General features: G+C 70.4%; 21 protein-coding genes. 14 read left to right on the forward strand and 7 right to left on the reverse strand.

Annotation, left to right across the window (positions count from 1 at the left end; genetic code table 11):
* The first annotated feature begins 16 nt into the window (after positions 1-16).
* The 6 genes from scy (at position 17) to NRF20_RS15015 (ending at position 9211) form a co-directional block, all read left to right on the forward strand.
* On the forward strand, positions 17-3913 hold the full coding sequence (gene scy / locus NRF20_RS14990; RefSeq protein ID WP_413752731.1) for a polarized growth protein Scy: 3897 nt from the start codon (positions 17-19) through the stop codon (positions 3911-3913).
* Between the two features lie 184 nt (positions 3914-4097).
* Entirely contained in the window at positions 4098-5036 is a 939-nt protein-coding gene (locus NRF20_RS14995; RefSeq protein WP_398633724.1) for a cellulose-binding protein, read from the forward strand.
* Between the two features lie 117 nt (positions 5037-5153).
* Positions 5154-6188: an ATP-binding cassette domain-containing protein gene (locus NRF20_RS15000; RefSeq protein WP_398633723.1), complete on the forward strand. Its 1035-nt coding sequence runs from the start codon at positions 5154-5156 to the stop codon at positions 6186-6188.
* Between the two features lie 5 nt (positions 6189-6193).
* Positions 6194-6973 carry an ABC transporter permease subunit gene (locus tag NRF20_RS15005; protein ID WP_266357893.1) on the forward strand — a complete coding sequence of 260 codons (780 nt, stop codon included), beginning with the start codon at positions 6194-6196 and terminating at the stop codon, positions 6971-6973.
* 205 nt (positions 6974-7178) lie between these two features.
* Positions 7179-8342: an ATP-binding cassette domain-containing protein gene (locus NRF20_RS15010; RefSeq protein ID WP_398633722.1), complete on the forward strand. Its 1164-nt coding sequence runs from the start codon at positions 7179-7181 to the stop codon at positions 8340-8342.
* Positions 8339-9211: an ABC transporter permease subunit gene (locus NRF20_RS15015; RefSeq protein WP_398633721.1), complete on the forward strand. Its 873-nt coding sequence runs from the start codon at positions 8339-8341 to the stop codon at positions 9209-9211. The genes NRF20_RS15010 and NRF20_RS15015 overlap by 4 nt, the downstream gene beginning before the upstream one ends.
* 38 nt (positions 9212-9249) lie before the next feature.
* Here the strand turns inward: NRF20_RS15015 and NRF20_RS15020 are convergent, their stop codons facing one another.
* Entirely contained in the window at positions 9250-9579 is a 330-nt protein-coding gene (locus NRF20_RS15020) for an ATP/GTP-binding protein (RefSeq protein WP_266357897.1), read from the reverse strand.
* A gap of 209 nt (positions 9580-9788) precedes the next feature.
* Here NRF20_RS15020 and NRF20_RS15025 point away from each other — a divergent pair, with 209 nt between their 5' ends.
* Positions 9789-10832, forward strand: a complete 1044-nt coding sequence (locus tag NRF20_RS15025) for an LLM class flavin-dependent oxidoreductase (protein WP_398633720.1) — start codon at positions 9789-9791, stop codon at positions 10830-10832.
* Positions 10833-10909: 77 nt separating this feature from the next.
* Here NRF20_RS15025 and NRF20_RS15030 read toward each other — a convergent pair whose 3' ends face one another.
* Positions 10910-11302 (reverse strand): SCO5389 family protein, encoded by a 393-nt coding sequence (locus NRF20_RS15030; RefSeq protein WP_014154035.1) that lies wholly within the window; start codon positions 11300-11302, stop codon positions 10910-10912.
* Positions 11303-11564: 262 nt separating this feature from the next.
* On the opposite strand from NRF20_RS15030, the gene nucS reads away from it, so the two are divergent.
* Positions 11565-12236: an endonuclease NucS gene (nucS, locus tag NRF20_RS15035; RefSeq protein ID WP_093898543.1), complete on the forward strand. Its 672-nt coding sequence runs from the start codon at positions 11565-11567 to the stop codon at positions 12234-12236.
* Between the two features lie 53 nt (positions 12237-12289).
* On the opposite strand, the gene NRF20_RS15040 is transcribed toward nucS, so the two are convergent.
* The 4 genes from NRF20_RS15040 to NRF20_RS15055 form a co-directional block, all read right to left on the reverse strand.
* A complete protein-coding gene (locus NRF20_RS15040) occupies positions 12290-14809 on the reverse strand; it encodes an ATP-binding protein (protein ID WP_398633719.1) in 2520 nt (839 codons plus the stop codon).
* Positions 14810-15058: 249 nt separating this feature from the next.
* Positions 15059-15382, reverse strand: a complete 324-nt coding sequence (locus NRF20_RS15045) for an STAS domain-containing protein (protein WP_266357903.1) — start codon at positions 15380-15382, stop codon at positions 15059-15061.
* Between the two features lie 235 nt (positions 15383-15617).
* Positions 15618-16466 carry a 3-hydroxyacyl-CoA dehydrogenase family protein gene (locus tag NRF20_RS15050; protein WP_398633718.1) on the reverse strand — a complete coding sequence of 283 codons (849 nt, stop codon included), beginning with the start codon at positions 16464-16466 and terminating at the stop codon, positions 15618-15620.
* A 165-nt stretch (positions 16467-16631) separates the two neighbouring features.
* Positions 16632-17273 (reverse strand): TetR/AcrR family transcriptional regulator, encoded by a 642-nt coding sequence (locus NRF20_RS15055; protein WP_398633717.1) that lies wholly within the window; start codon positions 17271-17273, stop codon positions 16632-16634.
* A gap of 90 nt (positions 17274-17363) precedes the next feature.
* Between NRF20_RS15055 and NRF20_RS15060 the strand changes: the two genes are divergently transcribed.
* Genes NRF20_RS15060 through NRF20_RS15070 form a run of 3 tightly spaced genes read left to right on the forward strand, consistent with a single transcriptional unit; the run spans position 17364 to position 19495 of the window.
* Positions 17364-18146, forward strand: coding sequence for an ABC transporter ATP-binding protein (locus NRF20_RS15060; protein WP_398633716.1), 783 nt, complete (start codon positions 17364-17366; stop codon positions 18144-18146).
* A gap of 13 nt (positions 18147-18159) precedes the next feature.
* The gene (locus NRF20_RS15065; protein WP_398633715.1) at positions 18160-18909 is read left to right on the forward strand and encodes an ABC transporter permease; all 750 of its coding nucleotides are present in this window, start codon (positions 18160-18162) and stop codon (positions 18907-18909) included.
* Positions 18910-18922: 13 nt separating this feature from the next.
* Entirely contained in the window at positions 18923-19495 is a 573-nt protein-coding gene (locus NRF20_RS15070; RefSeq protein ID WP_398633714.1) for a cob(I)yrinic acid a,c-diamide adenosyltransferase, read from the forward strand.
* Between the two features lie 54 nt (positions 19496-19549).
* Here NRF20_RS15070 and NRF20_RS15075 read toward each other — a convergent pair whose 3' ends face one another.
* Positions 19550-20092, reverse strand: a complete 543-nt coding sequence (locus tag NRF20_RS15075; RefSeq protein ID WP_398633713.1) for a hypothetical protein — start codon at positions 20090-20092, stop codon at positions 19550-19552.
* Positions 20093-20243: 151 nt separating this feature from the next.
* Between NRF20_RS15075 and NRF20_RS15080 the strand changes: the two genes are divergently transcribed.
* From NRF20_RS15080 to NRF20_RS15090, 3 genes are all read left to right on the forward strand, one after another.
* The gene (locus NRF20_RS15080; protein ID WP_398633743.1) at positions 20244-21440 is read left to right on the forward strand and encodes a sensor histidine kinase; all 1197 of its coding nucleotides are present in this window, start codon (positions 20244-20246) and stop codon (positions 21438-21440) included.
* A complete protein-coding gene (locus NRF20_RS15085) occupies positions 21437-22087 on the forward strand; it encodes a response regulator (RefSeq protein WP_266357913.1) in 651 nt (216 codons plus the stop codon). Before NRF20_RS15080 ends, NRF20_RS15085 begins: the two co-directional genes overlap by 4 nt.
* A gap of 169 nt (positions 22088-22256) precedes the next feature.
* A complete protein-coding gene (locus tag NRF20_RS15090; RefSeq protein WP_398633712.1) occupies positions 22257-24134 on the forward strand; it encodes a glycosyl hydrolase family 18 protein in 1878 nt (625 codons plus the stop codon).
* The last annotated feature ends 42 nt before the right edge of the window (positions 24135-24176 follow it).

A 24176-nucleotide genomic window follows, 5' to 3' on the forward strand; every position in this document is an offset into this window, starting at 1 on the left:
CGGATGGGACCGCGCAGTGCGGGGCTACGAACGCCAGGAGAGCCACCGAGCTGAAGACGACCATCTCTCGCGGTTCGAAGCCGAGATGGACCGGCTGAAGACCGACCGGGAGAAGGCCGTTCAGCACGCCGAGGACCTCGGTTACCAGGTCGAGGTCTTGCGCGCCAAGCTGCACGAGGCTCGGCGCAATCTCGCGACCCGTCCCGCATACGACAGCGCGGACATCGGCTATCAGGCCGAGCAACTGCTCCGTAATGCCCAGATCCAGGCCGAGCAGCTGCGGACCGACGCGGAGCGGGAGCTCCGTGACGCCCGTGCGCAGACGCAGCGGATCCTGCAGGAGCATGCCGAGCACCAGGCGCGGCTCCAGGCCGAGCTGCACAACGAGGCCGTGCAGCGGCGCCAGCAGCTCGACCAGGAGCTGGCCGAGCGCCGTCAGACCGTCGAGTCCCATGTCAACGAGAACGTCGCCTGGGCCGAGCAGCTCAGGGCCAGGACCGAGTCCCAGGCGCGCCGGCTGCTGGAGGAGTCCAGGGCCGAGGCCGAGCAGTCCCTGGCGGCCGCGCGCGCCGAGGCGGGCCGGCTGGCGGACGAGACCCGGCAGCGGCTCGGCTCCGAGGCGGAGTCTGCCCGTGCCGAGGCCGAGGCGATCCTGCTGCGCGCCCGCAAGGACGCCGAGCGGCTGCTGAACGCCGCCTCCAGCCAGGCGCAGGAGGCCACCAGCCACGCCGAGCAGCTGCGTACGTCGACGACGGCCGAGACCGAGCAGACCCGGCAGCAGACCGCCGAGCTGAACCGGGCCGCCGAGCAGCGCATGCAGGAGGCCGAGACCCAGCTGCGCGAGGCCCGCCTGGCGGCCGAGAAGGTCACCGGCGAGGCGAAGGAGGCCGCCGTCAAGCGGCTGGCCGCCGCCGAGTCGCAGAACGAGCAGCGCACCCGTACGGCCAGGTCGGAGATCGCCCGGCTGGTCGGCGAGGCCACCAAGGACGCCGAGTCGCTCAAGGCGGACGCCGAGCAGGCGCTCGCCGATGCCCGCGCCGAGGCGGACCGGCTGAAGTCCGAGGCGGCCGAGAAGGCCCGCACGGCGGCCGCCGAGGACGCCGCTGCCCAGCTCGCCAAGGCCGCCAGGGCCGCCGAGGAGGTGCTGACCAAGGCATCCGAGGACGCGAAGTCCACCACCAGGGCGGCGAGCGAGGAGGCCGACCGGATCCGCCGCGAGGCGGAGACCGAGGCGGACCGGCTGCGCGGCGAGGCCGCCGCGCAGGCCGATCAGCTCAAGGGCGCGGCCAAGGACGACACCAAGGAGTACCGGGCCAAGACGGTCGAGCTGCAGGAGGAGGCGCGCAGGCTGCGCGGCGAGGCCGAGCAGCTGCGCTCCGAGGCGGTCGCCGAGGGCGAGCGGATCCGTGGCGAGGCCCGCCGCGAGGCCGTCCAGCAGATCGAGGAAGGCGCGAAGACCGCCGAGGAGCTGCTGTCCAAGGCGAAGGCGGACGCGGAGGAGCTGCGCACCACCGCGGGCACGGAGAGCGAGCGGGTCCGTACCGAAGCGGCGGAGCGCGCCACCGCGCTGCGCAAGCAGGCCGAGGAGGCCCTGGAGCGCGCCCGCGCCGAGGCCGAGCAGCTGCGTACCGAGTCCGAGGAGCAGGCCCGGTCCACCACCGCCACGGCCGAGCAGGCGGCGGCGGAGCTGCGCGAGGAGACCGAGCGTGCGGTCGCGGCCCGGCAGGCGGAGGCGGCCGACGAGCTGACCCGGCTGCACACCGAGGCCGAGGCCAAGGTCACCACCGCCGAGCAGGCGCTCACGGACGCGCGCGCCGAGGCGGAGCGCATCCGGCGTGAGACGAACGAGGAGTCCGAGCGGCTGCGCGCGGAGGCCGCCGAGCGGCTGCGGGCGCTGCAGGAACAGGCGGAGACCGAGGCGGAGCGGCTGCGCGACGAGGCCGCGGCGGATGCGTCGCGCTCGCGTGCGGAGGGCGAGTCCGCCGCCGTACGGCTGCGCAGCGAGGCGGCCGCCGAGGCGGAGCGGCTCAAGTCCGAGGCGCAGGAGAGCGCCGACCGGGTGCGTTCCGAGGCCGCCGCCGCCGCGGAGCGGGTGGGCACGGAGGCCGCCGAGGCGCTGGCCGCCGCGCAGGAGGAGGCGAACCGGCGCCGCCGGGAGGCCGAGGAGACCCTCGACGCGGCGCGCACCGAGGCGAACCAGGAGCGCGAGCGGGCCCGCGAGCAGAGCGAGGAGCTTCTCGCATCCGCCCGCAAGCGGGTCGAGCAGGCGCAGGCCGAGGCGCAGCGTCTGGTCGAGGAGGCGGACAGCCGGGCGACCGAGCTGGTCTCCGCGGCCGAGCAGACAGCCCAGCAGGTACGGGATTCGGTCAACGGGCTGCAGGAGCAGGCCGAGGCGGAGATCGCCGGACTGCGCTCCGCCGCCGAGCATGTCGCGGAACGGACGAAGTCCGAGGCGCAGGAGGAGGCGGACCGGGTCCGCTCCGATGCGCACGCGGAGCGGGAGCGGGCCGGCGAGGACGCGGCCCGGATCCGCCGGGAGGCGCAGGAGGAGTCCGAGGCCGCGAAGGCGATGGCCGAGCGGACCGTCTCCGACGCGATCAGCGAGTCGGAGCGGCTGCGCGCGGACACCGCGGAGTACAGCCAGCGGATGCGTACCGAGGCCTCCGACGCGCTGGCCTCGGCCGAGCAGGACGCGGCTCGCAGCCGGGCCGAGGCCCGTGAGGACGCCAACCGGATGCGTTCCGATGCCGCGACCCAGGCCGACCGGCTGGTGGGCGAGGCGACGAGCGAGGCCGAGCGGATCCGTACGGAGTCGACGCAACAGGCCACCCGGCTCGTCGACGAGGCGACACAGCAGGCGACCCGGCTGGTCGACGAGGCGACGCAGCAGGCGGCCCGGGTGACGGACGAGGCGACGCAGCAGGCGGCCCGGGTGACGGACGAGGCCACGGACGAGGCCGAGCGGCTGCGTGCGGAGGCGGCGGCCACCGTCGGCTCCGCGCAGCAGCACGCGGCCCGCACCCACGAGGAGTCGGAGCAGGTACGCGCCGACGCGGAGGCGGCGGCCGAGCAGATGCGTGCCGAGGCCCGTCAGGAGGCCGACCGGCTGCTCGACGAGGCGCGGGAGGCCGCGGCGAAGCGCCGTGCCGATGCCGCCGAGCAGGCGGACCAGCTCATCAACAAGGCCCAGGAGGAGGCGCTGCGCGCCGCCACCGAGGCCGAGGAGCAGGCCGACACGATGGTCGGCGTGGCCCGCAAGGAGGCCGTGCGGATCACCTCGGAGGCAACCGTCGAGGGCAACTCCCTGGTGGAGCGCGCCCGTACGGACGCGGACGAGCTGCTGGTCGGCGCGCGCCGGGACTCCACGGCCATCCGGGAGCGTGCCGAGGAGCTCAGGACCCGGATCGAGAGCGAGATCGAGGAGCTGCACGACCGGGCCCGGCGGGAGACCTCCGAGCAGATGAAGACGGCGGGCGAGCGCGTCGACAACCTGATGAAGGCGGCGACCGAGCAGCGCGACGACGCGGCGGCCAAGGCCAAGGAGCTGCTGGCGGACGCCAATTCGGAGGCGAGCAAGGTCCGGATCGCGGCGGTGAAGCGGGCCGAGGCGCTGCTGAAGGAGGCCGAGCAGAAGAAGGCCACGCTGGTCCGTGAGGCCGAGAAGCTGCGGGCCGACGCCGAGGTCGAGGCGAAGCGTACGGTGGACGAGGGCAAGCGCGAGCTCGACCTGCTGGTGCGCCGGCGCGAGGACATCAACACCGAAATCTCCCGTGTCCAGGACGTGCTGGAGGCATTGGAGTCGTTCGAGACGCCGGCTGCCGGCGGCAAGGGCGCGGGTGGCGGCTCCGCCGGTGGCGTCAAAGCCGGTGCCTCAGCGGGCACTCGATCGAGTGGCAAGTCGTCCGGGGGGTAGCCGCCCTGTCATCTCCCGTGCTTCGTCAAGGACGTTCAACCCTCCGAGTGGCAAGAGTTGCGGGGGTTAGCCACTCAAAAGGGGTGTCATTCTCCAGATCAAACGGGCATCCACTCGATGACACGCCGCTCGGGCACCTAGGATTCCCTCTAACACCTCACCGGTCTCATTCGACAGGAACCTCATGAGCGACCCTTCCTCCCCCTTCGGCTTCGAGCTCGTGCGACGTGGATACGACCGCGGTCAGGTGGATGACCGCATTACCAAGCTCGTCGCCGACCGTGATAGCGCTCTCGCCCGCATCACGTCTCTGGAAAAGCGCATCGAGGAGCTGCACCTCGAAACGCAGAACGCCCAGGCCCAGGTGAACGACGCGGAGCCGTCGTACGCCGGTCTCGGCGCGCGCGTGGAGAAGATTCTCCGCCTGGCCGAGGAGGAGGCGAAGGACCTGCGCGAGGAGGCCCGTCGCGCCGCCGAGCAGCACCGTGAGCTCGCCGAGTCGGCCGCCCAGCAGGTGCGCAACGACGCCGAGTCGTTCGCCGCCGAGCGCAAGGCGAAGGCCGAGGACGAGGGCGTTCGTATCGTCGAGAAGGCCAAGGGTGAGGCCACCTCGCTGCGCACCGAGGCCCAGAAGGACGCGGCGCAGAAGCGCGAGGAGGCGGACGCCCTCTTCGAGGAGACCCGCGCCAAGGCCGCCCAGGCCGCCGCGGACTTCGAGACCAACCTCGCCAAGCGCCGCGACCAGTCGGAGCGCGACCTCGCGTCCCGTCAGGCCAAGGCCGAGAAGCGCCTCGCCGAGATCGAGCACCGCGCCGAGCAGCTCCGCCTGGAGGCCGAGAAGCTCCGTACGGACGCCGAGCGCCGGGCCCGTCAGACGGTGGAGACCGCGCAGCGCCAGTCCGAGGACATCGTGGCCGACGCGAACGCGAAGGCCGACCGGATCCGCAGCGAGTCGGAGCGCGAGCTGGCGGCGCTCACCAACCGCCGCGACTCGATCAACGCTCAGCTGACCAACGTCCGCGAGATGCTGGCGACGCTGACCGGTGCCGCGGTGGCCGCCGCCGGCTCCCCCGCCGACGACGAGCCGGTCACCCGCGGCGTCCCGGCTCAGCAGAGCCGCTGACCCCGCAGTACCGCAGCTGTACCCCAGGAGGACACTGAAGATCTTCAGCACCCTCCTCGCGCGCCCGGTTCCGCCCTTGTGGTGGCGCCGGGCGCGCGGCCGTTCTAGCGTGAACGCATGATCGAGCTTGTTGGTCTCACCAAGCGCTTCGGCAGCAAGGTTGCCGTCGACCGGCTTTCGTGCCGCGTCAGACCTGGAATGGTGACGGGCTTTCTGGGCCCCAACGGTGCGGGCAAATCCACGACGATGCGGATGATGCTGGATCTCGACAACCCGACCAGCGGTTCGGTGCGCATCGACGGCAAGCACTACCGCGACCTGGAAGAACCCCTCAAGTACATCGGGGCTCTGCTCGACGCGAAGTCGATGCACGGCGGGCGCAGCGCGTACAACAATCTGCTCTGTCTCGCGCAGAGCAATCGCATCCCGGAGAGCCGGGTCGCGGAGGTACTGGACACCGTCGGCCTGAGCGCGGTGGCGAGGAAGAAGTCGAAGGGCTTCTCCCTCGGTATGAGCCAGCGGCTCGGCATCGCGGCGGCGCTGCTCGGCGACCCGCAGGTGCTGCTCTTCGACGAGCCCGTCAACGGTCTCGACCCCGAGGGCATTCACTGGATCCGCAATCTGATGAAGGCGCTCGCCGCGGAAGGCCGGACGATCTTCGTCTCCTCGCATCTGATGAGCGAAATGGCCCTCACCGCGGACCATTTGATCGTGATCGGCCAGGGCCGGCTGCTCGCCGACACCTCGATGGCCGACTTCATCCACCAGAACTCCCGCAGCTATGTGCGTCTGCGCTCCCCGCAGCAGGAACGGCTGCGCGATGTGCTGCACGAGGAGGGCCTGATCGTGGTCGAGACGGGCAGCGGCACGCTGGAGATCGACGGCGCCACCACCGAGGCGCTGGGGGAGCTCGCCGCCCGGCATCAGATCGTGCTGCACGAACTGAGCTCCCAGCGGGCCTCACTGGAGGAAGCCTTCATGCAGATGACGGCGGACTCCGTGGAGTACCACGCACACTCGGAGCTCGGTGAGGCACCGCCGCCCGTGGGCCCGCACTGGGGCGACGAGTGGAACCGGCAGACCGCCGCCGGCACGGCCGGGAACGGCACGCCGGGCGTAACGGGCATCTCCGGCACCGGCAAGGGGGCGTGACGACGATGGCATCGGTACCCGCGGTCCTTACCTCCGAGTGGACCAAGATCCGTACGGTTTCGTCGACCGTCTGGACCCTGATCTCCGCGTTCGTCGTCACCGTCGCGATGAGCGCGGCGCTCTGTGCCCTGATGAACGCCCAGTTCGACGACCTCCCCGTGGCCGAGAGGGCCACCTTCGACCCGACCCTCATCAGCTTCTCCGGCATGGTCCTCGGCCAGCTGGCCATGGTCGTCTTCGGTGTGCTGGTGGTCGGTACGGAGTACAGCTCGGGCATGATCCGCACCTCGCTGGCGGCCGTGCCCCAGCGCGGTTCGTTCCTCTTCAGCAAGGTCGCGGTGGCCGGTGTGCTGGCCCTGGTGGTCGGCATCGCCACCAGCTTCGTCTCGTTCTTCCTCGGGCAGTCCCTCCTCGGCGACCATCGCACGGACATCGGTGCGGAGAATGTCCTGCGCGCGGTCGTCGGCGGCGGCCTCTACATGGGCCTGATCGGGATCTTCTCCATGGGTGTGGCGACGATGCTGCGCAGCTCCATGCTGTCGCTCGGCATCCTGATGCCGTTCTTCTTCCTGGTCTCCCAGATCCTGTCGGCGGTCCCGGGCGCGAAGAAGGTCGCCCGCTACTTCCCCGACCAGGCCGGATCCAAGATCATGCAGGTTGTTCCGGATGCCATGAACAGCAACCCTGCTCCGTACGGGCCGTGGGGCGGGCTCGGCATTCTGATCGCATGGGTGGCGGCCGCGCTGGCAGGCGGCTATCTCGTACTGAAGAAGCGGGACGCATGACCGGTGGGCGGGACCCGTGGCCGGTGGGCGGACGCAAGACCTGCCGGCCCGGAAGCGTTCCGTCCGCTCTGCCGGGGAGGCGATGCGCTCTCGTGACGACTTGTTCGGAACCGTCAATGCCTGGATATCCTCTTAACTCTTACGGGGGTGTGCGGCCGAACGGCCTGGGCCCCGACGACAGACGAAGTCGATGTGGGGCTGGAGCATGATCGAGGCAGTCGGCCTGACCAAGCGCTACGGCGCGAAGACGGCCGTTTACAACCTTTCCTTCCAGGTGCGGCCAGGAGCCGTCACCGGATTCCTCGGTCCCAATGGGTCGGGCAAGTCCACCACCATGCGCATGATGCTGGGCCTGGACCGACCGACTTCCGGCCATGTCACGATTGGCGGCCACCCCTTCCGCAGCCTGCCGAACGCTCCGCGGCAGGTGGGTGCGCTGCTGGACGCCAAGGCGGTGCACGGCGGGCGCAGCGCCCGTAACCACCTTCTCTCGCTCGCCCAGCTCGCCGGCATCCCGGCCGCCCGGGTCGACGAGGTCCTCGGTGTCGTCGGTCTCCACGACGTCGCACGGAAGCGGTCCAAGGGCTTCTCGCTCGGTATGGGCCAGCGGCTCGGCATCGCGGCGGCGCTGCTCGGCGACCCGCAGGTGCTGCTCTTCGACGAGCCCGTCAACGGTCTCGACCCCGAGGGCATCCTCTGGGTCCGCAATCTGATGAAGATGCTGGCGTCGGAGGGCCGTACGGTCTTCGTGTCCAGCCATCTGATGAGCGAAATGGCACTCACCGCCGACCATCTGATCGTGATCGGCCGCGGGCAGCTGCTCTCCGACATGAGCGTCAAGGACTTCATCTCCGCCAATTCGGCCGACTTCGCCCGGGTGCGGGTCGCGGACGGTGCGCAGGAGCAGCGGGAGAAGCTGACCGCCTCGCTCACCGAGGCGGGCGGCCAGGTCATGTCGGAGCCGGACGGGGCCCTGCGGATCACCGGTCTGCGGCTGCCACGGATCAGCGATCTGGCACACGAGTCGGACGTCCGGCTGTGGGAGCTCTCGCCGCACCAGGCCTCGCTCGAGGAGGCGTACATGCGGATGACGCAGGGCGCCGTGGACTACCGCTCGACGGTGGACCAGAAGGCCGGGCTGCAGCAGCCGGTGCACAGCGGGTACGGACAGCAGCCCGGTTACGGGGCGCCGCAGCCGCCGGTCCCGGAGATGCCGCAGCAGGGCTGGTACGCCCCGCCGCCGCCCGGACAGAACCCGTACGCGGGACCTCCGGCGTCGCCCGTCGCTCCGGCCCCTGCAGCCCAGGCGGCGCCCGCCGCAGCCCCCGCAGACCTGACCAAGCGCGAGACCAGCGAGGACGCCCGATGACCACACCGCCGACCCCGCAGGCGCCGTACCAGCAGCAGGCCCCGGTCCCGCAGCAGAACTGGCAGGACGCACCGGCCGGGCTCTACGCCTCACCGATCCCGGTACGCCGCGCCACCCTCGGCGACGCCCTCGCTTCCGAGTGGACCAAGATCCGTTCGGTGCGCTCCACCATGTGGACGCTCGGCGTCATGATCGTGTTGCTCCTCGGCCTCGGACTGCTTGCCGCGATCGCGGTCGCCACCGCCGACGCCAACGTCGGCGACACCCCGGTGCTCAGCTTCGGCTTCTTCGGGGTGCTGCTCGGCTCGATCTGTGTGATCACGCTCGGCGTGATGACCATCGCCTCCGAGTACGGCACCGGCATGATCCGTACGACGCTGACGGCCTGCCCCGACCGTGCGCGGGTGCTGACCGCGAAGGCGATCGTCTTCTTCCTGCTCACCTTCGTCATCACGACCGTGACGACCGCGCTGGTCGGAGCGTTGCAGACGGCCATGCTCGACGGCAAGGCACCCACCGGTGACGCCTGGCTGCGCGCCACTGTCGGCGTCGGTCTCTACATCGCGACGCTGGGCCTGCTCTCGCTCGCGATCGGCGCTCTCATCCGGCACTCCGCGGGTGCGATCACGATCATGATCGGGGTGGTGCTGCTGCCGCTCGTGCTGGCCATGTTCATGTTCGCGGAGTCGCTCAGCGACCTGCGGCAGGCGTTCTTCGAGTACTCCATCCCCAGCCAGCTCGGCGCGTTCTACGACACCTCGGTCACCGGGTCGGGTCCGTCCGGCTGGGACCCGCTGTGGATCATGCTCGGCGTCACGGCCGTGGCCATGGCCGGTGCCTATGCGTCGCTGGAGAAGCGCGACGTCTGACCGGTCACCGGCGGCCGGCCTTCGCCGGCCGCCGGAGCTCAGTAGCGAGGCGCGTTCCTGGACCGCTGCACCTGCGTGGTGCGGCGGTCCCTCGCGTTCCAGCAGGCCTTGTGCCAGTGCCTGCGGTCGTCGATCCCGCTGTATTCGGACCAGGCCACCAGGTGCGGGACGCCGGACGGGATCTCCTGGTCGCAGCCGGGGCAGCGGTACCGCTTGCCGGCCGCGCTCGCGCCGCTCACCGGGCGGACCGACCACTCCTCGCCATGCCACTGTTCGGTGCGTCCGCCGCCGCCGTATCGGGCCCCCGGCTCCGCTGCGCTGTCGTGGGGACTCTCGCCGCCTCGGGGGCGGTTGCGGCGCGGGGACACGTGACACCTCACGGGGCAGGCTGGGCAGTTCCCGTCAAGCGTAGGGCCATTCGGCCGAGCGAGTGCCCCGCACCGCACAGGACGGCGTCCCGGGCGGGGTGAGTTACCGGAAAATCGCAACAACCTGCCCCCGGACCGTGCCTTTGGCACGTGTCAGACGTTGTTGCCAGTAGGGGAGAGCCGCGTCGGCCGCAAGGAGGTAATTGGCGATGCGTGTGGGAACGTTCGTACTGGCAGCCCAATTTCCGGGACAGGGGCCGGGAGAAGCGCTGCATCGCGCGATCCGGTCCACCGAGGTCGCGGAGGAATCCGGGCTCGACTCGGTCTGGCTGGCAGAACATCATTTCGTGCCGTACGGGGTCTGCCCGTCCGCCGTCACCCTGGCCGCGCTGCTGCTCGGCCGCACCCGGAGAATCCGGGTGGGTACGGCTGTGAGCGTGCTGCCGACCCAGCACCCGGTCGCGCTGGGCGAACAGGCCGCGCTGCTCCATCTCACCAGCGGCGGCAGGTTCACGCTCGGTGTCGGCCGGGGCGGCCCCTGGGTGGATCTGGAGGTGTTCGGCGGGGGCCTGGAGGCGTATGAGAAGGGCTTCCCGGAGTCCCTGGAGCTGCTGCTCGACTGGCTGGGCAAACCCCGCGTGGCGGGGAGCGGGGAGCGATACGGCTTCCGCGAGGTGGCGGTGGTCCCCCGGGCCGACGAACTGCTCGACGTGGACGGCGGCGAGAGCCCCGGCGGTCCCGAGGTGGTCGTCGCGTGCACCTCGCCGAAGACGGTGAGGCTCGCCGCGGAGAACGGTCTGCCGATGCTGCTCGGTATGCACTGCGGGGACGAGGAGAAGGCCGAGATGGTCGCCCTGTGGCGCTCCGCCGCCCTCGCCGCGGGCCGCTCGCCCGAGAGCGTCCGGGAGGCCGGACATGTGTCCGCAGGAGTGGCCCAGATCGCCGACCGTGCCGAGGACGCCGTGGAGACGCTCGTGAAGGCGATGCCGGGCTGGCTGCGACAGGGCCTGGACGCCCATGTGACGGTCGACGGCCGGCACCGGGTAATGCGCGACCCGGTCGCCTATACGGAGCTGCTGTGCGGCCTTCATCCGGCGGGCCCGCCCCGGCTCGCGGCCGACCGGCTCGCGGCCACCGCCGAGCGGACAGGCATCACCCGCTTCGCGCTCCTGGTGGAGGGTTCGGGAGATCTGGCGGCCACGGAGGAGAACGTAGCGCGGCTGGGCACTGAAGTACTGCCGCTGCTCACATAAGCAGTCGTAAGAGGTACGGGGGCTGCCGCCCCGGAGCCAGTTGCACCTCCCGCGGCCCGGAACGGCAGCAGAAGCGTTTAGCAGTCCCGTAGTTCGGGCGACTGATTGAGCAACTGGCCCCTCACCGAGGTGAAGCGGGCCAGACGCTCGTCGACCGAGGCGTCCAGCGGGAACACCGCGACGCGGTGGCAGTTCTGGAATGCCAGACGCACCCCGAAGTGCCGCTGCAGAGCGCCACGTATCGCATCACTCGCGAGCGCGCGCAGCAGCTGACCACGTGCCTGCTCGTCCGGCGGGGGCGTCTGGTTGTCGGCGAACTGTCCGCCGTCGACCTTCAGCTGAGCCACCAGAGAGCTGATCATCTCCCATGCGTAGGGCAGGGAGGTCCGGACGCAGTCGACGAAGTCGGCTTCGTCGACCTCGCCTCGCTCGGCCTGTTCCAACAGCGCCGGTGAGACGTCGAGCGACATGGGTTCTCCTCTCGCGACCCCGACGCCGGGCCGGGGCCTTACGGGCAGGGAAGGAGGACGGCGACGCAGCGTGCACAGACGGCGACCTCCTGCTTCCACGGTAAGGGTGCAGTCCTGGCCGCACCAGGAGATTGGGAACACAACCGGCCAATAACGAAGGGGAGCAAAGAGGGGCAAGCCCCTGGGGCCCCGGTCCGGGGCCCGGAGGGGCGGCGGAGGGAGAATCGCGTGGAGCACCCGTCGTCGAGTAGCGTTGCCGACCATGCGTCTCGTCATCGCCCGCTGCTCCGTGGACTACGCCGGCCGGCTCACGGCCCACCTGCCCTCCGCTCCCCGTCTGATCCTGGTGAAGGCGGACGGGAGCGTGTCGATCCACGCCGACGACAGGGCGTACAAACCCCTCAACTGGATGTCACCGCCCTGCACCCTCAAGGAGGGCGCCGACGACACCGCGGGCGTCTGGACCGTGGTCAACAAAGCGGGCGAGAAACTGATCATCACGATGGAGGAAATCCTCCATGACTCGTCCCATGAGCTGGGTGTCGACCCGGGCCTCATCAAGGACGGCGTCGAAGCACATCTGCAGGAACTCCTCGCTGACCGGATCGAGACACTCGGCGAGGGCTACACCCTGATCCGCCGTGAGTACTTCACCGCCATCGGACCGGTCGACATCCTGTGCCGGGACGCCGACGGCCAGACCGTGGCCGTGGAGCTGAAGCGGCGCGGCGACATCGACGGCGTGGAGCAGCTGACCCGTTATCTGGAGCTGCTCAACCGCGATCCCCACCTCGCCCCGGTGAAGGGCATCTTCGCGGCTCAGGAGATCAAGCCGCAGGCGCGGGTGCTGGCGACGGACCGCGGGATCGGCTGTGTGGTGCTCGACTACGACGCGCTGCGCGGCATCGAGGACGACAAGCTGCGTCTGTTCTGACGTTCCGCGGACGCCGGACGTGCATGGCCCGTCCGGCGTCCGCAGAGCTCCGCTCAGGCCATGGTCGGACTGCTGTCCGCACTGGCCGCCGCTGAGGACGAAGAAGAAGGCCCGCTCGCCGAGTCGGAGGTGTTCGGCGATGTCGGCGGGGTCTCGGTTGCCGAGTCCGTCGGGTCCGGGGAGTCGGTCTCCGTCGGAGTCGGGCTCGGGCTGCTCGGCTTCGTCGGCGTGGACGACTTCGTCGGGGACGACGACTTGGTCGGCTTGCCCGACGACGGCTTGTCGCTGGACGGTGTGTCCGACGACGGGGTGTCGCTCGGCCCCGTCGAGTCCGTGGACGGCGTACCGCTCACGCCGGGCGTGGCCTGGCTGCCCGACGGGCCCGGCGTCACCGCGCTGCCGCTGGATGCCGTGTCTCCGGGGGTCGAGCCGTCCGTCGGCCCGTCGGCCGGGATTCCGTCCCCGCTGTCGTCCTGGCCCGCCGGCTCCTCGGTCGTGACACCCGGATTGCCCTGGGCATCGCCGTCACCGAACGGCGTCCCCAGCACCACCACCGTGCCGAGCACACCGGCCAGGAGGACGCCCACGCCCGCCGCGACCAGATTACGCCGGGCCCCGCCCAGCGCTCCGAAACGGCCTCCCCGCGCGCCCGAGGGGGTTGCGGGGGCGCTCTGCCGGGATATCACCGCGGTGGCGTCCTCGTACGGCCGTGACAGCGTCTGCGTCACGGCTGCCGTCGGGCCGACGGGCGGTGGCACCGGCTGCTCGTACCGCGGGGCCGGCACGTCCTCGCCCACCGGGGCAGGTCCGCCGGGCAGTGGGCCGCCGGAGCGGTCCTCGACCAGGGCGAGCGCGCGTCGTCCGGCCACCGCGCCCGACTTGTCGGCGATCGCCCCGCGCATGCTGATCGAGGTCTCCAGCTCCGCCCTGGCCCGGTCCGGATTTCCGGTGCAGAGTGCGAGGACGCCCAACTCATGGTGGAAGTACGCCTCTTCGGCGACCTCTCCGGCGATCCTGGCCGCCTCCTGGCCGATCCGCAGGGCCCTCTCCCAGGCGCCCCAGTGCAGTCCTGCCGCGAAGGCCGGGGAGGCGCTGCGGGCCAGCAGCACGGCCACGCTGGTCTGCCCCGCCCCGTCGCCGGGGACGAGCTGTGCCATCGCCGCGACGACCGCGTCGGCCTCGGCGGTCGCCCGTGCGGGGGTGACCGAGGGATGCCCGGCCCACCAGGCGTAGTGCTGGGCCGCCGTCCGGGCCCGGTCGATGCCGTCCTCGCCGTATCCGGCGGCCTCCAGCTGGGCGAGGACTCCGGCGGCCAGCCGGTAGCGGGGACCGGCCGGGGAGAGCAGTCCGCAGCCGGCCAGTTCACCGAGCGCGGCGTCGGCGTGGGTGTCCCCCACCAGCGCCGGCAGATGCGCCTGGTGCGGCACCTCGCCGCCGAGCGCGACCGCGAAGCGCAGGGTGTCGCGGGCGGGCCCGCTCAGCCGTGAGGCGAGCAGTGCGGCGGGCGCCGCGCCCTCGCCGAGACTGGGCAGCGGTATGTGGACGCCGTCGACGTCCTCGTCGTGCCCGAAGGGTGCGTCGAGGGACCGGCTGTCGAGGCCGCTGTACGCGTCGGGGTCGGTGCGCAGCATGTCGCGCTGACGCAGCAGGGCGCCCGCCTGGACGAAGCGCAGCGGCAGCCCCTCGGACTCGAACCAGAGATCTCCCGCCCAGTTCGCCTCCTCCTCGGTCAGCGGACGCTCGACGACCCGCTCCAGCAGGTCGACCGAGGAGCTGCGGCCGAGGCCCGCGAGAAAGACCTCTTCGAGGTGCGAGTCCGGGGTGGGTGCGGCGACATCCGGAGTCGTCGCGAACAGGAAGGCGCACTCCGGAGTGGCGTCGAGCAGCTCCTCCAGGGCGGCCCCGCCGAATTCCAGGTCGTCGAGTACGACGACGGCGCCGATGCTCCGGACCTTTTCGAGGAGACCGGCGCGGTCGGGCCGGTGCAGCTGCGCGTCATGGACGGCCTCGAAGAGCCCGTACAGCAGGTCGGTGACGGTCCGCTTGTAGCCGGAGAGCCGTACGACTCCGTCCGGTGCGAGGTCCGCGCAGTCGGCGGCGACGGCGTTCAGCAGTGCCGTACGGCCGGATCCGGCCGGTCCGGTGAGCCGCACCGAGCGGCCGCGGGCCAGCAGGCGTGCCAGCCGTTCGCGCTCTTCCGCACGCTCCAGGAGGGGCAGCTGGGGGGCGGGCGGCCCCGGCGGCACGGGCGGTGCGGTGGCGCGTTCGCGGTCGGCGCGCTCAGCCGCGGTGCGCCGGACCGGCGGATCGGGCTGCTCCCCCGGCGGGCACAGCTCGACCTCGCTGCCGTCGACCGGGTTGACGGTGAGGAGGTAGTCACCCGATATGAGCCGGACGACGCGCGCCTGTTGTGGCGTCTGCTGACCGAACTCCGGAGTAATGGGGCCTCCCCTGCCCGAACGGAGCTGAGAGTTCGGGGACGGATCGCCGGACGGCCGTCGCCGGCCGGTTCCCTCACCGAAGCTGTCGTTGTCCCGGCCGTACTCTTCCGGCCCCCGGTGTGTCGGGTCCATCGCCAAAGCCCCCAGACGCGTCGCGCACGATTGCCCCGCCCGGCCTCGCACGCCCCGCTGTCGCTTCTGGTCCGGTGTCCGCCTGGTGGGTTCGTCAATCGGCGGACGGCCGAACCCTAGACCGTCGCACAGTGTCCGCGCACAGTCGGGGGGCCACGCCGTCCGAAGCGCACTCTCTCGTGCGGATTGTGCACCTTCGGCGGCGCCGCACGGTCACGGCCCGTCCACCGGGTCGGGGCCGGACAAGCCCTACACGCGCGGCAGGGAGTCTGCGGCGATTCCGCCTTCGATGGCCAGAATGCGGTGCAGCCGGGTCGCCACCAGCAGGCGCTGCATCTGCGGCGGCACGCCACGGAGCACCAGCCGTCGTCCGGCCCGACCGGCCCGGCGGTGTGCGCCCATGATGACGCCGAGCCCGGTGGCGTCCCAGGAATCCAGCTCGGTCAGGTCGAGCACCAGGTCGCCGACTCCGTTGTCGAGGGCCGAGTGCAGGGCCGTACGGGCGTCCGCCGCGCTTCGGACGTCGAGGCGGCCCCCGACGACCAGCTCGGCGTGGTCGCCCCTGATGTGCATATGCGCTCCCCGGAATTGCTCCGTAGCAAGGTTCGTCTGTCTGTTCTGTCTCTGTCACAACTGACTGCGACAGCGACAGGGAAGTTGCCGTCTGTAAGTGAACCGATACCGAATTCACCCCGTGGAGTGACTAAGGCCCGGCGAGGACCACACGGATCCACCGACTCCGGGAGACGCCCCCCGGACCTCCGGGCCCGACCGACGGCAGATCAGGCAACCGGAGGACCGAAAACGATCAGTACGTGTAGAAGCCCTGCCCGCTCTTGCGGCCGATGTCACCTGCATCCACCATCCGGCGCATCAGCTCCGGCGCGGCGAACTTCTCGTCCTGGGACTCGGTGTAGATGTTGCTCGTGGCGTGCAGCAGGATGTCGACCCCGGTCAGGTCCGCCGTGGCCAGGGGGCCCATGGCGTGGCCGAAGCCCAGCTTGCAGGCGATGTCGATGTCCTCGGCCGTGGCGACGCCCGACTCGTACAGCTTGGCAGCCTCCACGACGAGCGCCGAGATCAGCCGGGTGGTGACGAAGCCGGCCACGTCACGGTTGACGACGATGCAGGTCTTGCCGACGGACTCGGCGAACTCCCGTGCGGTGGCGAGGGTTTCGTCGCTGGTCTTGTAGCCGCGTACGAGTTCGCAGAGCTGCATCATCGGAACCGGCGAGAAGAAGTGCACACCGACGACGCGCTCGGGGCGCTCCGTCACGGCCGCGATCTTGGTGATCGGGATCGCGGAGGTGTTGGAGGCGAGGACGGCGTCATCCCGGACGATCTTGTCGAGGGCCCGGAAGATCTCGTGCTTGACCTCGAGCTTCTCGAAGACGGCCTCGACGACGACATCCGCGTCGGCGACCGCGTCGAGGTCGGTGGTGGTGGTGATGCGGGCCAGCGCGGCTTCGGCGTCGGCCGCCTCCAGCTTCCCCTTGGAGACGAACTTGTCGTACGAGGCCTTGATGCCGTCACGGCCACGGGTCAGGGCCGCGTCGGTGACATCGCGCAGCACGACGTCCCAGCCCGCCTGGGCGGAGACCTGCGCAATGCCGGATCCCATGAGTCCGGCTCCGATGACGGCGAGCTTCCTGGCCACGTCTGCACCCCTTGGTTTCTGTTCGCCTCTGCAGCTGGTCCCTGCACGGCCGGTCCTAACGGTTGTTCACATGCTCTCCGGCGGAGATTAGTACCCGTGAGGGGCCCTGTGACCGCGAAGAGATGCGCGTCACGTCTCACATGACGGACATCACACCGGGACACGTCATTCGGCGGCGCGCCGGGCGTAGTTGAGGACCTTCTCACTCAAGAGGTCCTCCATGTCGTCGAGCAGGCCGAGGGCCTCGCGGGAGACCTCGTCGAGGGGACGGCCGGCCATCATCTCGCGCCCGATGAGCGCCAGAAGGGTGGTGTGCACCCAATTGATCTGCCCGGCCATCAGCGACGGCAGCAGGTCGTCCGGCCGCGCGCCGGTCTCCTCGCGCAGGGTCTCCTCAAGGAGCACCAGGCTCTCCTGCTGCATGTGCCACAGCCGGGCCCGGAGCCCGGCCGCCCCCTCCACGACCTTCATGAAGCGGTCGTAGCCGTCGATGAGGCCCACCTGGGGCGACACCGCCTCCACCTCGCCCCGCAGTTCGCGCAGCACCGCGACGGCCGCGGACTCGCCCTTGTCGCGGGCGCGCACGAAGCGCGAGAGGCGGGCGACGCTGCCCTTGGCCCGGTCGAGGAAGAGGTCCTCCTTGGCCTGGAAGTAGTTGTAGACCGTGTTGACGGAGACATCGGCCGCCTCGGCGACCTCGGCGATCGTCACCGCGTCGAACCCGCGCTCCAGGAACAGCCCCGTGGCCACATCCGAGATGTGCTGTCTGGCCTGCCGCTTCTTTCGCTCCCTGAGCCCCTCTGCCATGGCCACATCGTAGGCGGCACGATCTCGTTCTGGGCTCGCTGAATTTTTGATGTCATTGCAAAATTTCAGTGACTCTGTTTTTCTGGGCGCATGACCATCATCAGTACGGCCGGCCTGGCCCGTACCTTCCAGACGAAACGCGGCCCGGTCGAGGCGGTGCGTGGCATCGACCTGACCGTCGCGCCGGGCGAGATCCTCGGCTTCCTCGGCCCGAACGGGGCGGGAAAGACCACGACCCTGCGTATGCTCACGACCCTGCTGCCGCCCACCGGAGGCGCGGCCACCGTGGCCGGCTGCGATCTGGCCACCGACCCCCTCGGAGTGCGCCGAGCCGTCGGCTACGTGGCACAGTCCGGCGGCGTCGACCCGAATGTGACCGTGCGGGAGGAACTGGTCACCCAAGGGCGGCTCTACCGTCTGACAAAGCCCCGAGCGATCGAGCGTGCCGAGGAGTTGGCACGCGACCTGGATCTGGTGGACCTGCTGGACCGCAGGACCGCGGCTCTCTCCGGCGGCCAGCGACGCCGCCTCGACATCGCCATGGGGCTCACGCACCGCCCCCGCGTCCTGTTCCTCGACGAGCCGACGACGGGTCTGGACCCGGCGAGCCGCGCGGACCTCTGGGACCTGGTCCGCCGACTGCGCGACGAGCACGGCACCACGGTCTTCCTGACCACGCACTACCTCGACGAGGCGGACGCGCTCTCCGACCGGCTCGTGATCGTCGACAAGGGCGTCGTGGTGGCCGAGGGCACGCCGAGCGCGCTGAAGCTGGCGCACGGCGGCTCGATCGACGCGACCCTCCAGGACACGTTCCTCGCCATCACCGGCCGCGGCCCGGCGCCGGCCGACTCCACCCCCGTAGCCGTATAGGACGTCGAGAGACATGCTTCTGCAGGACACCGCGCTGATCTTCGGGCGCTACGCCCGCCAGACCCTGCGCTCCAAGTTCCAGATCCTCTTCGGCGTGCTGATGCCGCTGCTCTACCTCCTGCTGTTCGGACCGCTCCTGACCAACCTGCCCCTGGGGTCGCGCGGCAGTTCCTGGCAGGTGCTCGTGCCTGGGCTGTTGCTTCAACTCAGCTTGTTCGGCGGCCTGTTCTCGGGATTCTCGATCATCGTCGAGAAGAACTACGGGGTCGTGGAACGGATGCGCGTCACGCCCGTCAGCCGTCTCGCGCTGCTGCTGGGCCGGGTGCTGCGGGATGCCGCTCTGTTCGTCTTCCAGGCAGTGCTGCTGGTTCTCGCCGCGCTGCTCATGGGTCTGCGGGCGCCGCTCGCCGGGGTGCTCGTCGGGTTCGCGTTCGTCGCCCTGCTGACCGTCTCCCTCGGCTCCCTGTCGTACGCGGTGGCGCTGAAGGTCGAGCGGCCGCAGGAGTTCGGCCCGATCGTGAATTCGGTCTCCATGCCCTCGATGCTGTTGTCGGGCCTGATGTTGCCGATGGCCCTCGCGCCCGGCTGGCTGGACGTCCTCTCCCATTTCATGCCGCTGCGCTATCCGGTGGACGCGATCCGGGACGCGTACATCGGTCAGTACGCCACCGCCTCCATGCTGTACGGCGCCCTCGTCGCCCTCGGCTTCGCGGCACTCGCCGTGACGGTGGGCACACGCGTCTTCCGCAGGGCCGGTGCGTAACTAGGCTGGCCACATGGTCAATCTGACACGTATCTACACCCGCACCGGCGATCAGGGCACCACCGCCCTCGGCGACATGAGCCGGACCGCCAAGACCGATCTGCGGATCTCCGCGTACGCCGACACCAATGAGGCCAATGCCGTCATCGGTACGGCGATCGCGCTCGGGCAGCTCTCCGAGGATGTCGTGAAGGTCCTCGTCCGCGTGCAGAACGACCTGTTCGACGTGGGCGCGGATCTGTCGACGCCGGTCGTCGAGGACCCGAAGCTTCCACCACTGCGGGTCGAGCAGAGTTACGTCGACAAGCTGGAGGCGGACTGCGACCACTTCCTGGAGCAGCTGGAGAAGCTGCGCAGCTTCATCCTTCCGGGCGGTACGCCGGGGGCGGCGCTGCTGCACCAGGCGTGCACGGTGGTCCGGCGTGCGGAGCGGTCCACGTGGGCGGCCCTGGAGGTACACGGTGAGGTGATGAACGCGCTGACGGCAACGTATCTCAACCGCCTCTCCGACCTGCTGTTCATCCTCGCGAGGACGGCGAACAAGGAGGTCGGCGACGTGCTGTGGGTACCTGGCGGCGAGCGGTAGCGGTTGTTGTCCTCAAGCGGCGGACGGGCTTGAAGATCAAGCCCGTCCCACTTCTCAGCGCCCCGCCCCCTCCCGTTTCGGGAACACCGTGTAGCTCCCCGCGATGACCACGTTGATCCCGATCACGAACAGCATCTTCTGCTGCCACGACTGCAGCGACGTCACATCCCCGTCCCCGCCCACGTACCAGATCGCCGCCTGCAGCAGCGCCAGCGCCGTCACGGCCGCGACCGTCCACCGCGCCGCGACCCGCCACTCGTGCGCCGCGCGCTCCATGCCGTACTTGGGCGGCTTCACCGGCGGCGGCCCGCCCGCGAAGCGGTGGGCCACCCGGGCGTCGACCCAGCGGATCGTGGAGTGGCCGAGCCCCACCGTGAAGCCGATGTAGACCGCGGCGAGCCCGTGCTTCCAGTCGGGCTCGGCCCCGTTCTTCAGGTCGATGGCCGTCACCACCAGCAGCACGACCTCCAGCAGCGGCTCACACAGCAGCACGGCCGCACCCAGGCGCGGCTTCCTCGCCGGGTACCGCAGTGCGAGCCCGGCAGCCAGCAGCACCCAGAAGCCGACTTCGCAGAGCACGATCAGCGTGACGATCACAGCACTTCCCCTTTCGGTCCCTCCCAGTCTTCGGGCCGCGGCGCCCGGAATCGTCGTCGGCAGTGACGAACCGTGACTGCATCCTTCGATGTACTCGTACCTCGCCCCCGGTACGGAGGTCCGCGGCGAAACCGCCGTGTTGGATAGGAGGGTGCTCTCCTTCGCCCGCCCGCACCGCCACGACGTGCTCATCGCTGCCATCGGTCTCTGCGGCGGTCTGTTCCTGTGGATGCTCGGGCTGCACATGCAGGACAACCGGACCCTCGTCGCCCCCTGGATCTCCCTGCTGCCGCTCGCCGTCGTCTCGGCGCTCGAACTGGTCCGCAGGACCGCCCCGCAGACGGCGCTGGTCATCGGCACGCTCGCCCTGGTCGCGGACCAGTTCACCGTCGGCAATCTGGCGACGGTCATGATGTTCACGGATCTGATGTACGCGGCCGTGCTGTACGGGACACCGGCAGCCGCCCGCCGGATCCCGGTGACCACCTTCCTGATCACGGTGGCGGTCACGATCGGGTTCCTGGCGTGGTTCCGCAATCCCCAGGCGCTGCTCATCGGCGTCATCACCGGGGTGGTCTCGTTCGGGCCCGCCATCACCGGGGTCAGCGTCCGCAACCACCGCGACGCCGCCGAGACCGCCAGGCTGCGCGCCGAGCAGACCGCGCTGCTGGCCGAGATGGACCGCGCCCAGGCGGTGACCGCCGAGCGCACCCGGATGGCCCGCGAGCTGCACGACATGGTGGCGAACCATCTCTCCGCGATCGCCATCCACTCCACCGCCGCCCTCTCCATCGACGACCCCGGCACCTCGCGCGAAGCGCTGGGGGTGATACGGGAGAACAGCGTCGACGGTCTCGCCGAGATGCGCCGGCTGATCGGGCTGCTCCGCACCGGCGGCGCCAACCCGGAGCCGAGCGCCTCGCCGACGCTCGCCTCGCTGGACGCACTGGTCGAGCAGACCCGTACGAACGCCGCGTCGAGCGGACTGACCTGCACCTTCGAGGACAGCCGCGGCGACCAGGGCCCGCTGCCCGCGCCGGTCGAGCTGGCCACCTACCGGATCGTGCAGGAGTCCTTGACGAACGCGCTCAAGCATGCCGCGCCCGGCCCGGTCGTGGTACGGCTCGGGCGGGCCGGGCAACTGCTCACGGTGGAGGTCAGCAGTGTGCTCGGCGACCGTCCCGGGCCGCGCGCACCCGGGTCGGGGGCCGGCCTGGTGGGGATGCGGGAGCGGGTGGCACTGCTGGGCGGAGAGATCGAGGCGGGTCCGGTGAGCGCCGGTGGCGGGACGAAGATCTGGCGGGTACGGGCCGAACTGCCCGTGGAAGAAGGGACCGTGAGGGCATGACGATCCGGGTTGTGGTCGCCGAGGACCAGTCGGCCGTCCGTGCGGGGCTGGTGCTCATTCTGCGCAGCGCGCCGGACATCGAGGTCGTCGGCGAGGCCGGGGACGGCGAGGAGGCGGTGCGCCTGGCCCGCGAACTGCGGCCGGATCTGGTGCTGATGGACGTGTCGATGCCGCGCCTCGACGGGGTGTCGGCGACCGGGCAGGTGGTGGCCGAACAGCTCGCGGATGTGCTGGTGCTGACGACGTTCGATCTGGACGAGTACGTCTTCGGCGCGCTGCGGGCGGGAGCGGCGGGCTTTCTGCTGAAGAACACCGATGCGCACGATCTGCTCGAAGCAGTACGTACGGTGGCGCGCGGCGAGGGGCTGATCGCCCCGGCCGTGACGCGCCGTCTGATCGCGGAGTTCGCCGGGACCACCCCCGTACGGCCTGCGAACGCGCCCGACCCTGCGGTGCTCCATGCACTCACCCGGCGGGAGCGGGAGGTACTCGGCTGTCTCGGCGCGGGGCTGTCGAATGCCGAGATCGCGGTACGGCTCTCGATGGCCGAGGCGACCGTCAAGACGCACGTCAGCAGGTTGCTGGGGAAGCTGGAGCTGCGCAGCCGGGTCCAGGCGGCAGTACTTGCACGGGAGTTGGGCATCTGAGGTGCAGCTCCGAACTTTGGTCTGGACCTCTTGACGATTGGTCCAGACCTTCCTAATCTCACCGAACACACTGCGGTGAGTGCGCCATGACAAGGCGTGCTCAGGGCGGCGCAGGGTTTGCAGTCCACGGACCACCCCCGTTTGTCCGGACCTCACCCGAGGAGCACCGTTGAGCACTGAAACCCCCCTACGCCGGCCCCGATTCAGACTCGGGACCGGAAGAGCCACCAGATCCAGAGCGGTCGCGGGCCTCACCGCACTGCTTCTCCCGCTCGCCGCGATGGTCGGCCTGGCCTCCCCCGCCGAAGCCGCCACCTCGGCAACCGCCACGTACCTCAAGAAGTCCGACTGGGGCAGCGGCTTCGAGGGCCAGTGGACGGTGAAGAACACCGGCACCACCGCCCTCTCCTCCTGGACCATCGAGTGGGACTTCCCCTCGGGCACCGCGGTCAGCTCCGCCTGGGACGCCACCGTGACCAGCTCCGGAACCCACTGGACCGCCAAGAACGTCGGCTGGAACGGCTCGGTCGCACCGGGCGCCAGCGTCTCCTTCGGCTTCAACGGCACCGGCTCCGGCGCCCCCACCGGCTGCAAGCTGAACGGCGCCTCCTGCGACGGCGGCAGCGTCCCCGGCGACAACGCCCCCTCGGCGCCGGGCACCCCCACCGCGAGCTCCATCACCGACACCTCGGCCAAGCTGAGCTGGACCGCCGCGACCGACGACAACGGCATCAAGAACTACGACGTCCTGCGCGACGGCGCCGTCGTCGCCACGGTCACCGGTACGACGTACACCAACACCGGTCTCACCGCGGGCACCGACTACTCGTACACCGTGCAGGCCCGTGACACCGCTGACCAGACCGGTCCGGTCAGCGGCGCGGTCAAGGTCCACACCACCGGTGGCGGCGGCAACCCCGACCCCGGCACCGGAGGCAAGGTCAACCTCGGCTACTTCACCGACTGGGGCGTCTACGGCCGGAATTACCACGTCAAGAACCTGGACACCTCGGGTTCGGCCGCGAAGATCACCCACATCAACTACGCCTTCGGCAATGTGACCGGCGGCAAGTGCGCAATCGGTGACGCCTACGCCGACTACGACATGGCGTACACCGCCGACAAGTCCGTCGACGGCGTCGCCGACACCTGGGACCAGCCGCTGCGCGGCAGCTTCAACCAGTTGCGCAAGCTCAAGGCGAAGTACCCGAACATCAAGGTCCTGTGGTCCTTCGGCGGCTGGACCTGGTCCGGCGGCTTCGGTGAGGCCGCGAAGAACCCGGCCGCGTTCGCCCAGTCCTGCTACGACCTGGTGGAGGACCCCCGCTGGGCCGATGTCTTCGACGGCATCGACATCGACTGGGAGTACCCCAACGCCTGCGGTCTGACCTGCGACACCAGCGGCCCGGCCGCCCTGAAGGGCATCACCTCGGCGCTGCGCACGAAGTTCGGCAGCAACAACCTGGTGACGGCCGCCATCACCGCCGACGCCTCCGCCGGTGGCAAGATCGACGCCACCGACTACTCAGGCGCCGCCCAGTCCCTGGACTGGTACAACGTGATGACGTACGACTTCTTCGGCGCTTGGGACGCGAAGGGCCCGACCGCCCCGCACTCCCCGCTCACCTCCTACAGCGGCATCCCGCAGGCCGGCTTCAACTCCGCCGACGCCATCGCCAAGCTGAAGGCCCAGGGCGTACCGGCCTCGAAGCTGTTGCTCGGCATCGGCTTCTACGGCCGCGGCTGGACCGGTGTCACCCAGGACGCGCCCGGCGGCACCGCCACCGGGGCAGCCCCCGGTACGTACGAAGCGGGCATCGAGGACTACAAGGTCCTGAAGACCAGTTGCCCGGCCACCGGCACGATCGCCGGTACGGCGTACGCACACTGCGGCACCAACTGGTGGAGCTACGACACCCCGGCCACCATCGCGTCCAAGATGACCTGGGCGAAGGGCCAGGGCCTGGGAGGCGCGTTCTTCTGGGAGTTCAGCGGTGACACCGCGGGCGGTGAACTCGTCGGCGCGATCAACAACGGTCTGAAGTAACCCACCACTCAGTACCGCGCACAACCCCGGAAAGCAGCCGGG

The organism is Streptomyces sp. R-74717, from assembly GCF_047305335.1.
Taxonomy (GTDB): domain Bacteria; phylum Actinomycetota; class Actinomycetes; order Streptomycetales; family Streptomycetaceae; genus Streptomyces; species Streptomyces atratus.

What these genes read in the sequence shown, in the direction of transcription:
- NRF20_RS14995 (WP_398633724.1), top strand. Translation starts at nt 4,098, where the DNA reads ATGAGCGACCCTTCCTCCCCCTTCGGCTTCGAGCTCGTGCGACGTGGA.
- NRF20_RS15000 (WP_398633723.1), top strand. Translation starts at nt 5,154, where the DNA reads ATGATCGAGCTTGTTGGTCTCACCAAGCGCTTCGGCAGCAAGGTTGCC.
- NRF20_RS15005 (WP_266357893.1), top strand. Translation starts at nt 6,194, where the DNA reads ATGGCATCGGTACCCGCGGTCCTTACCTCCGAGTGGACCAAGATCCGT.
- NRF20_RS15010 (WP_398633722.1), top strand. Translation starts at nt 7,179, where the DNA reads ATGATCGAGGCAGTCGGCCTGACCAAGCGCTACGGCGCGAAGACGGCC.
- NRF20_RS15015 (WP_398633721.1), top strand. Translation starts at nt 8,339, where the DNA reads ATGACCACACCGCCGACCCCGCAGGCGCCGTACCAGCAGCAGGCCCCG.
- NRF20_RS15025 (WP_398633720.1), top strand. Translation starts at nt 9,789, where the DNA reads ATGCGTGTGGGAACGTTCGTACTGGCAGCCCAATTTCCGGGACAGGGG.
- NRF20_RS15030 (WP_014154035.1), bottom strand. Translation starts at nt 11,302, where the DNA reads ATGTCGCTCGACGTCTCACCGGCGCTGTTGGAACAGGCCGAGCGAGGC.
- nucS (WP_093898543.1), top strand. Translation starts at nt 11,565, where the DNA reads ATGCGTCTCGTCATCGCCCGCTGCTCCGTGGACTACGCCGGCCGGCTC.
- NRF20_RS15040 (WP_398633719.1), bottom strand. Translation starts at nt 14,809, where the DNA reads ATGGACCCGACACACCGGGGGCCGGAAGAGTACGGCCGGGACAACGAC.
- NRF20_RS15045 (WP_266357903.1), bottom strand. Translation starts at nt 15,382, where the DNA reads ATGCACATCAGGGGCGACCACGCCGAGCTGGTCGTCGGGGGCCGCCTC.
- NRF20_RS15055 (WP_398633717.1), bottom strand. Translation starts at nt 17,273, where the DNA reads ATGGCAGAGGGGCTCAGGGAGCGAAAGAAGCGGCAGGCCAGACAGCAC.
- NRF20_RS15060 (WP_398633716.1), top strand. Translation starts at nt 17,364, where the DNA reads ATGACCATCATCAGTACGGCCGGCCTGGCCCGTACCTTCCAGACGAAA.
- NRF20_RS15065 (WP_398633715.1), top strand. Translation starts at nt 18,160, where the DNA reads ATGCTTCTGCAGGACACCGCGCTGATCTTCGGGCGCTACGCCCGCCAG.
- NRF20_RS15070 (WP_398633714.1), top strand. Translation starts at nt 18,923, where the DNA reads ATGGTCAATCTGACACGTATCTACACCCGCACCGGCGATCAGGGCACC.
- NRF20_RS15085 (WP_266357913.1), top strand. Translation starts at nt 21,437, where the DNA reads ATGACGATCCGGGTTGTGGTCGCCGAGGACCAGTCGGCCGTCCGTGCG.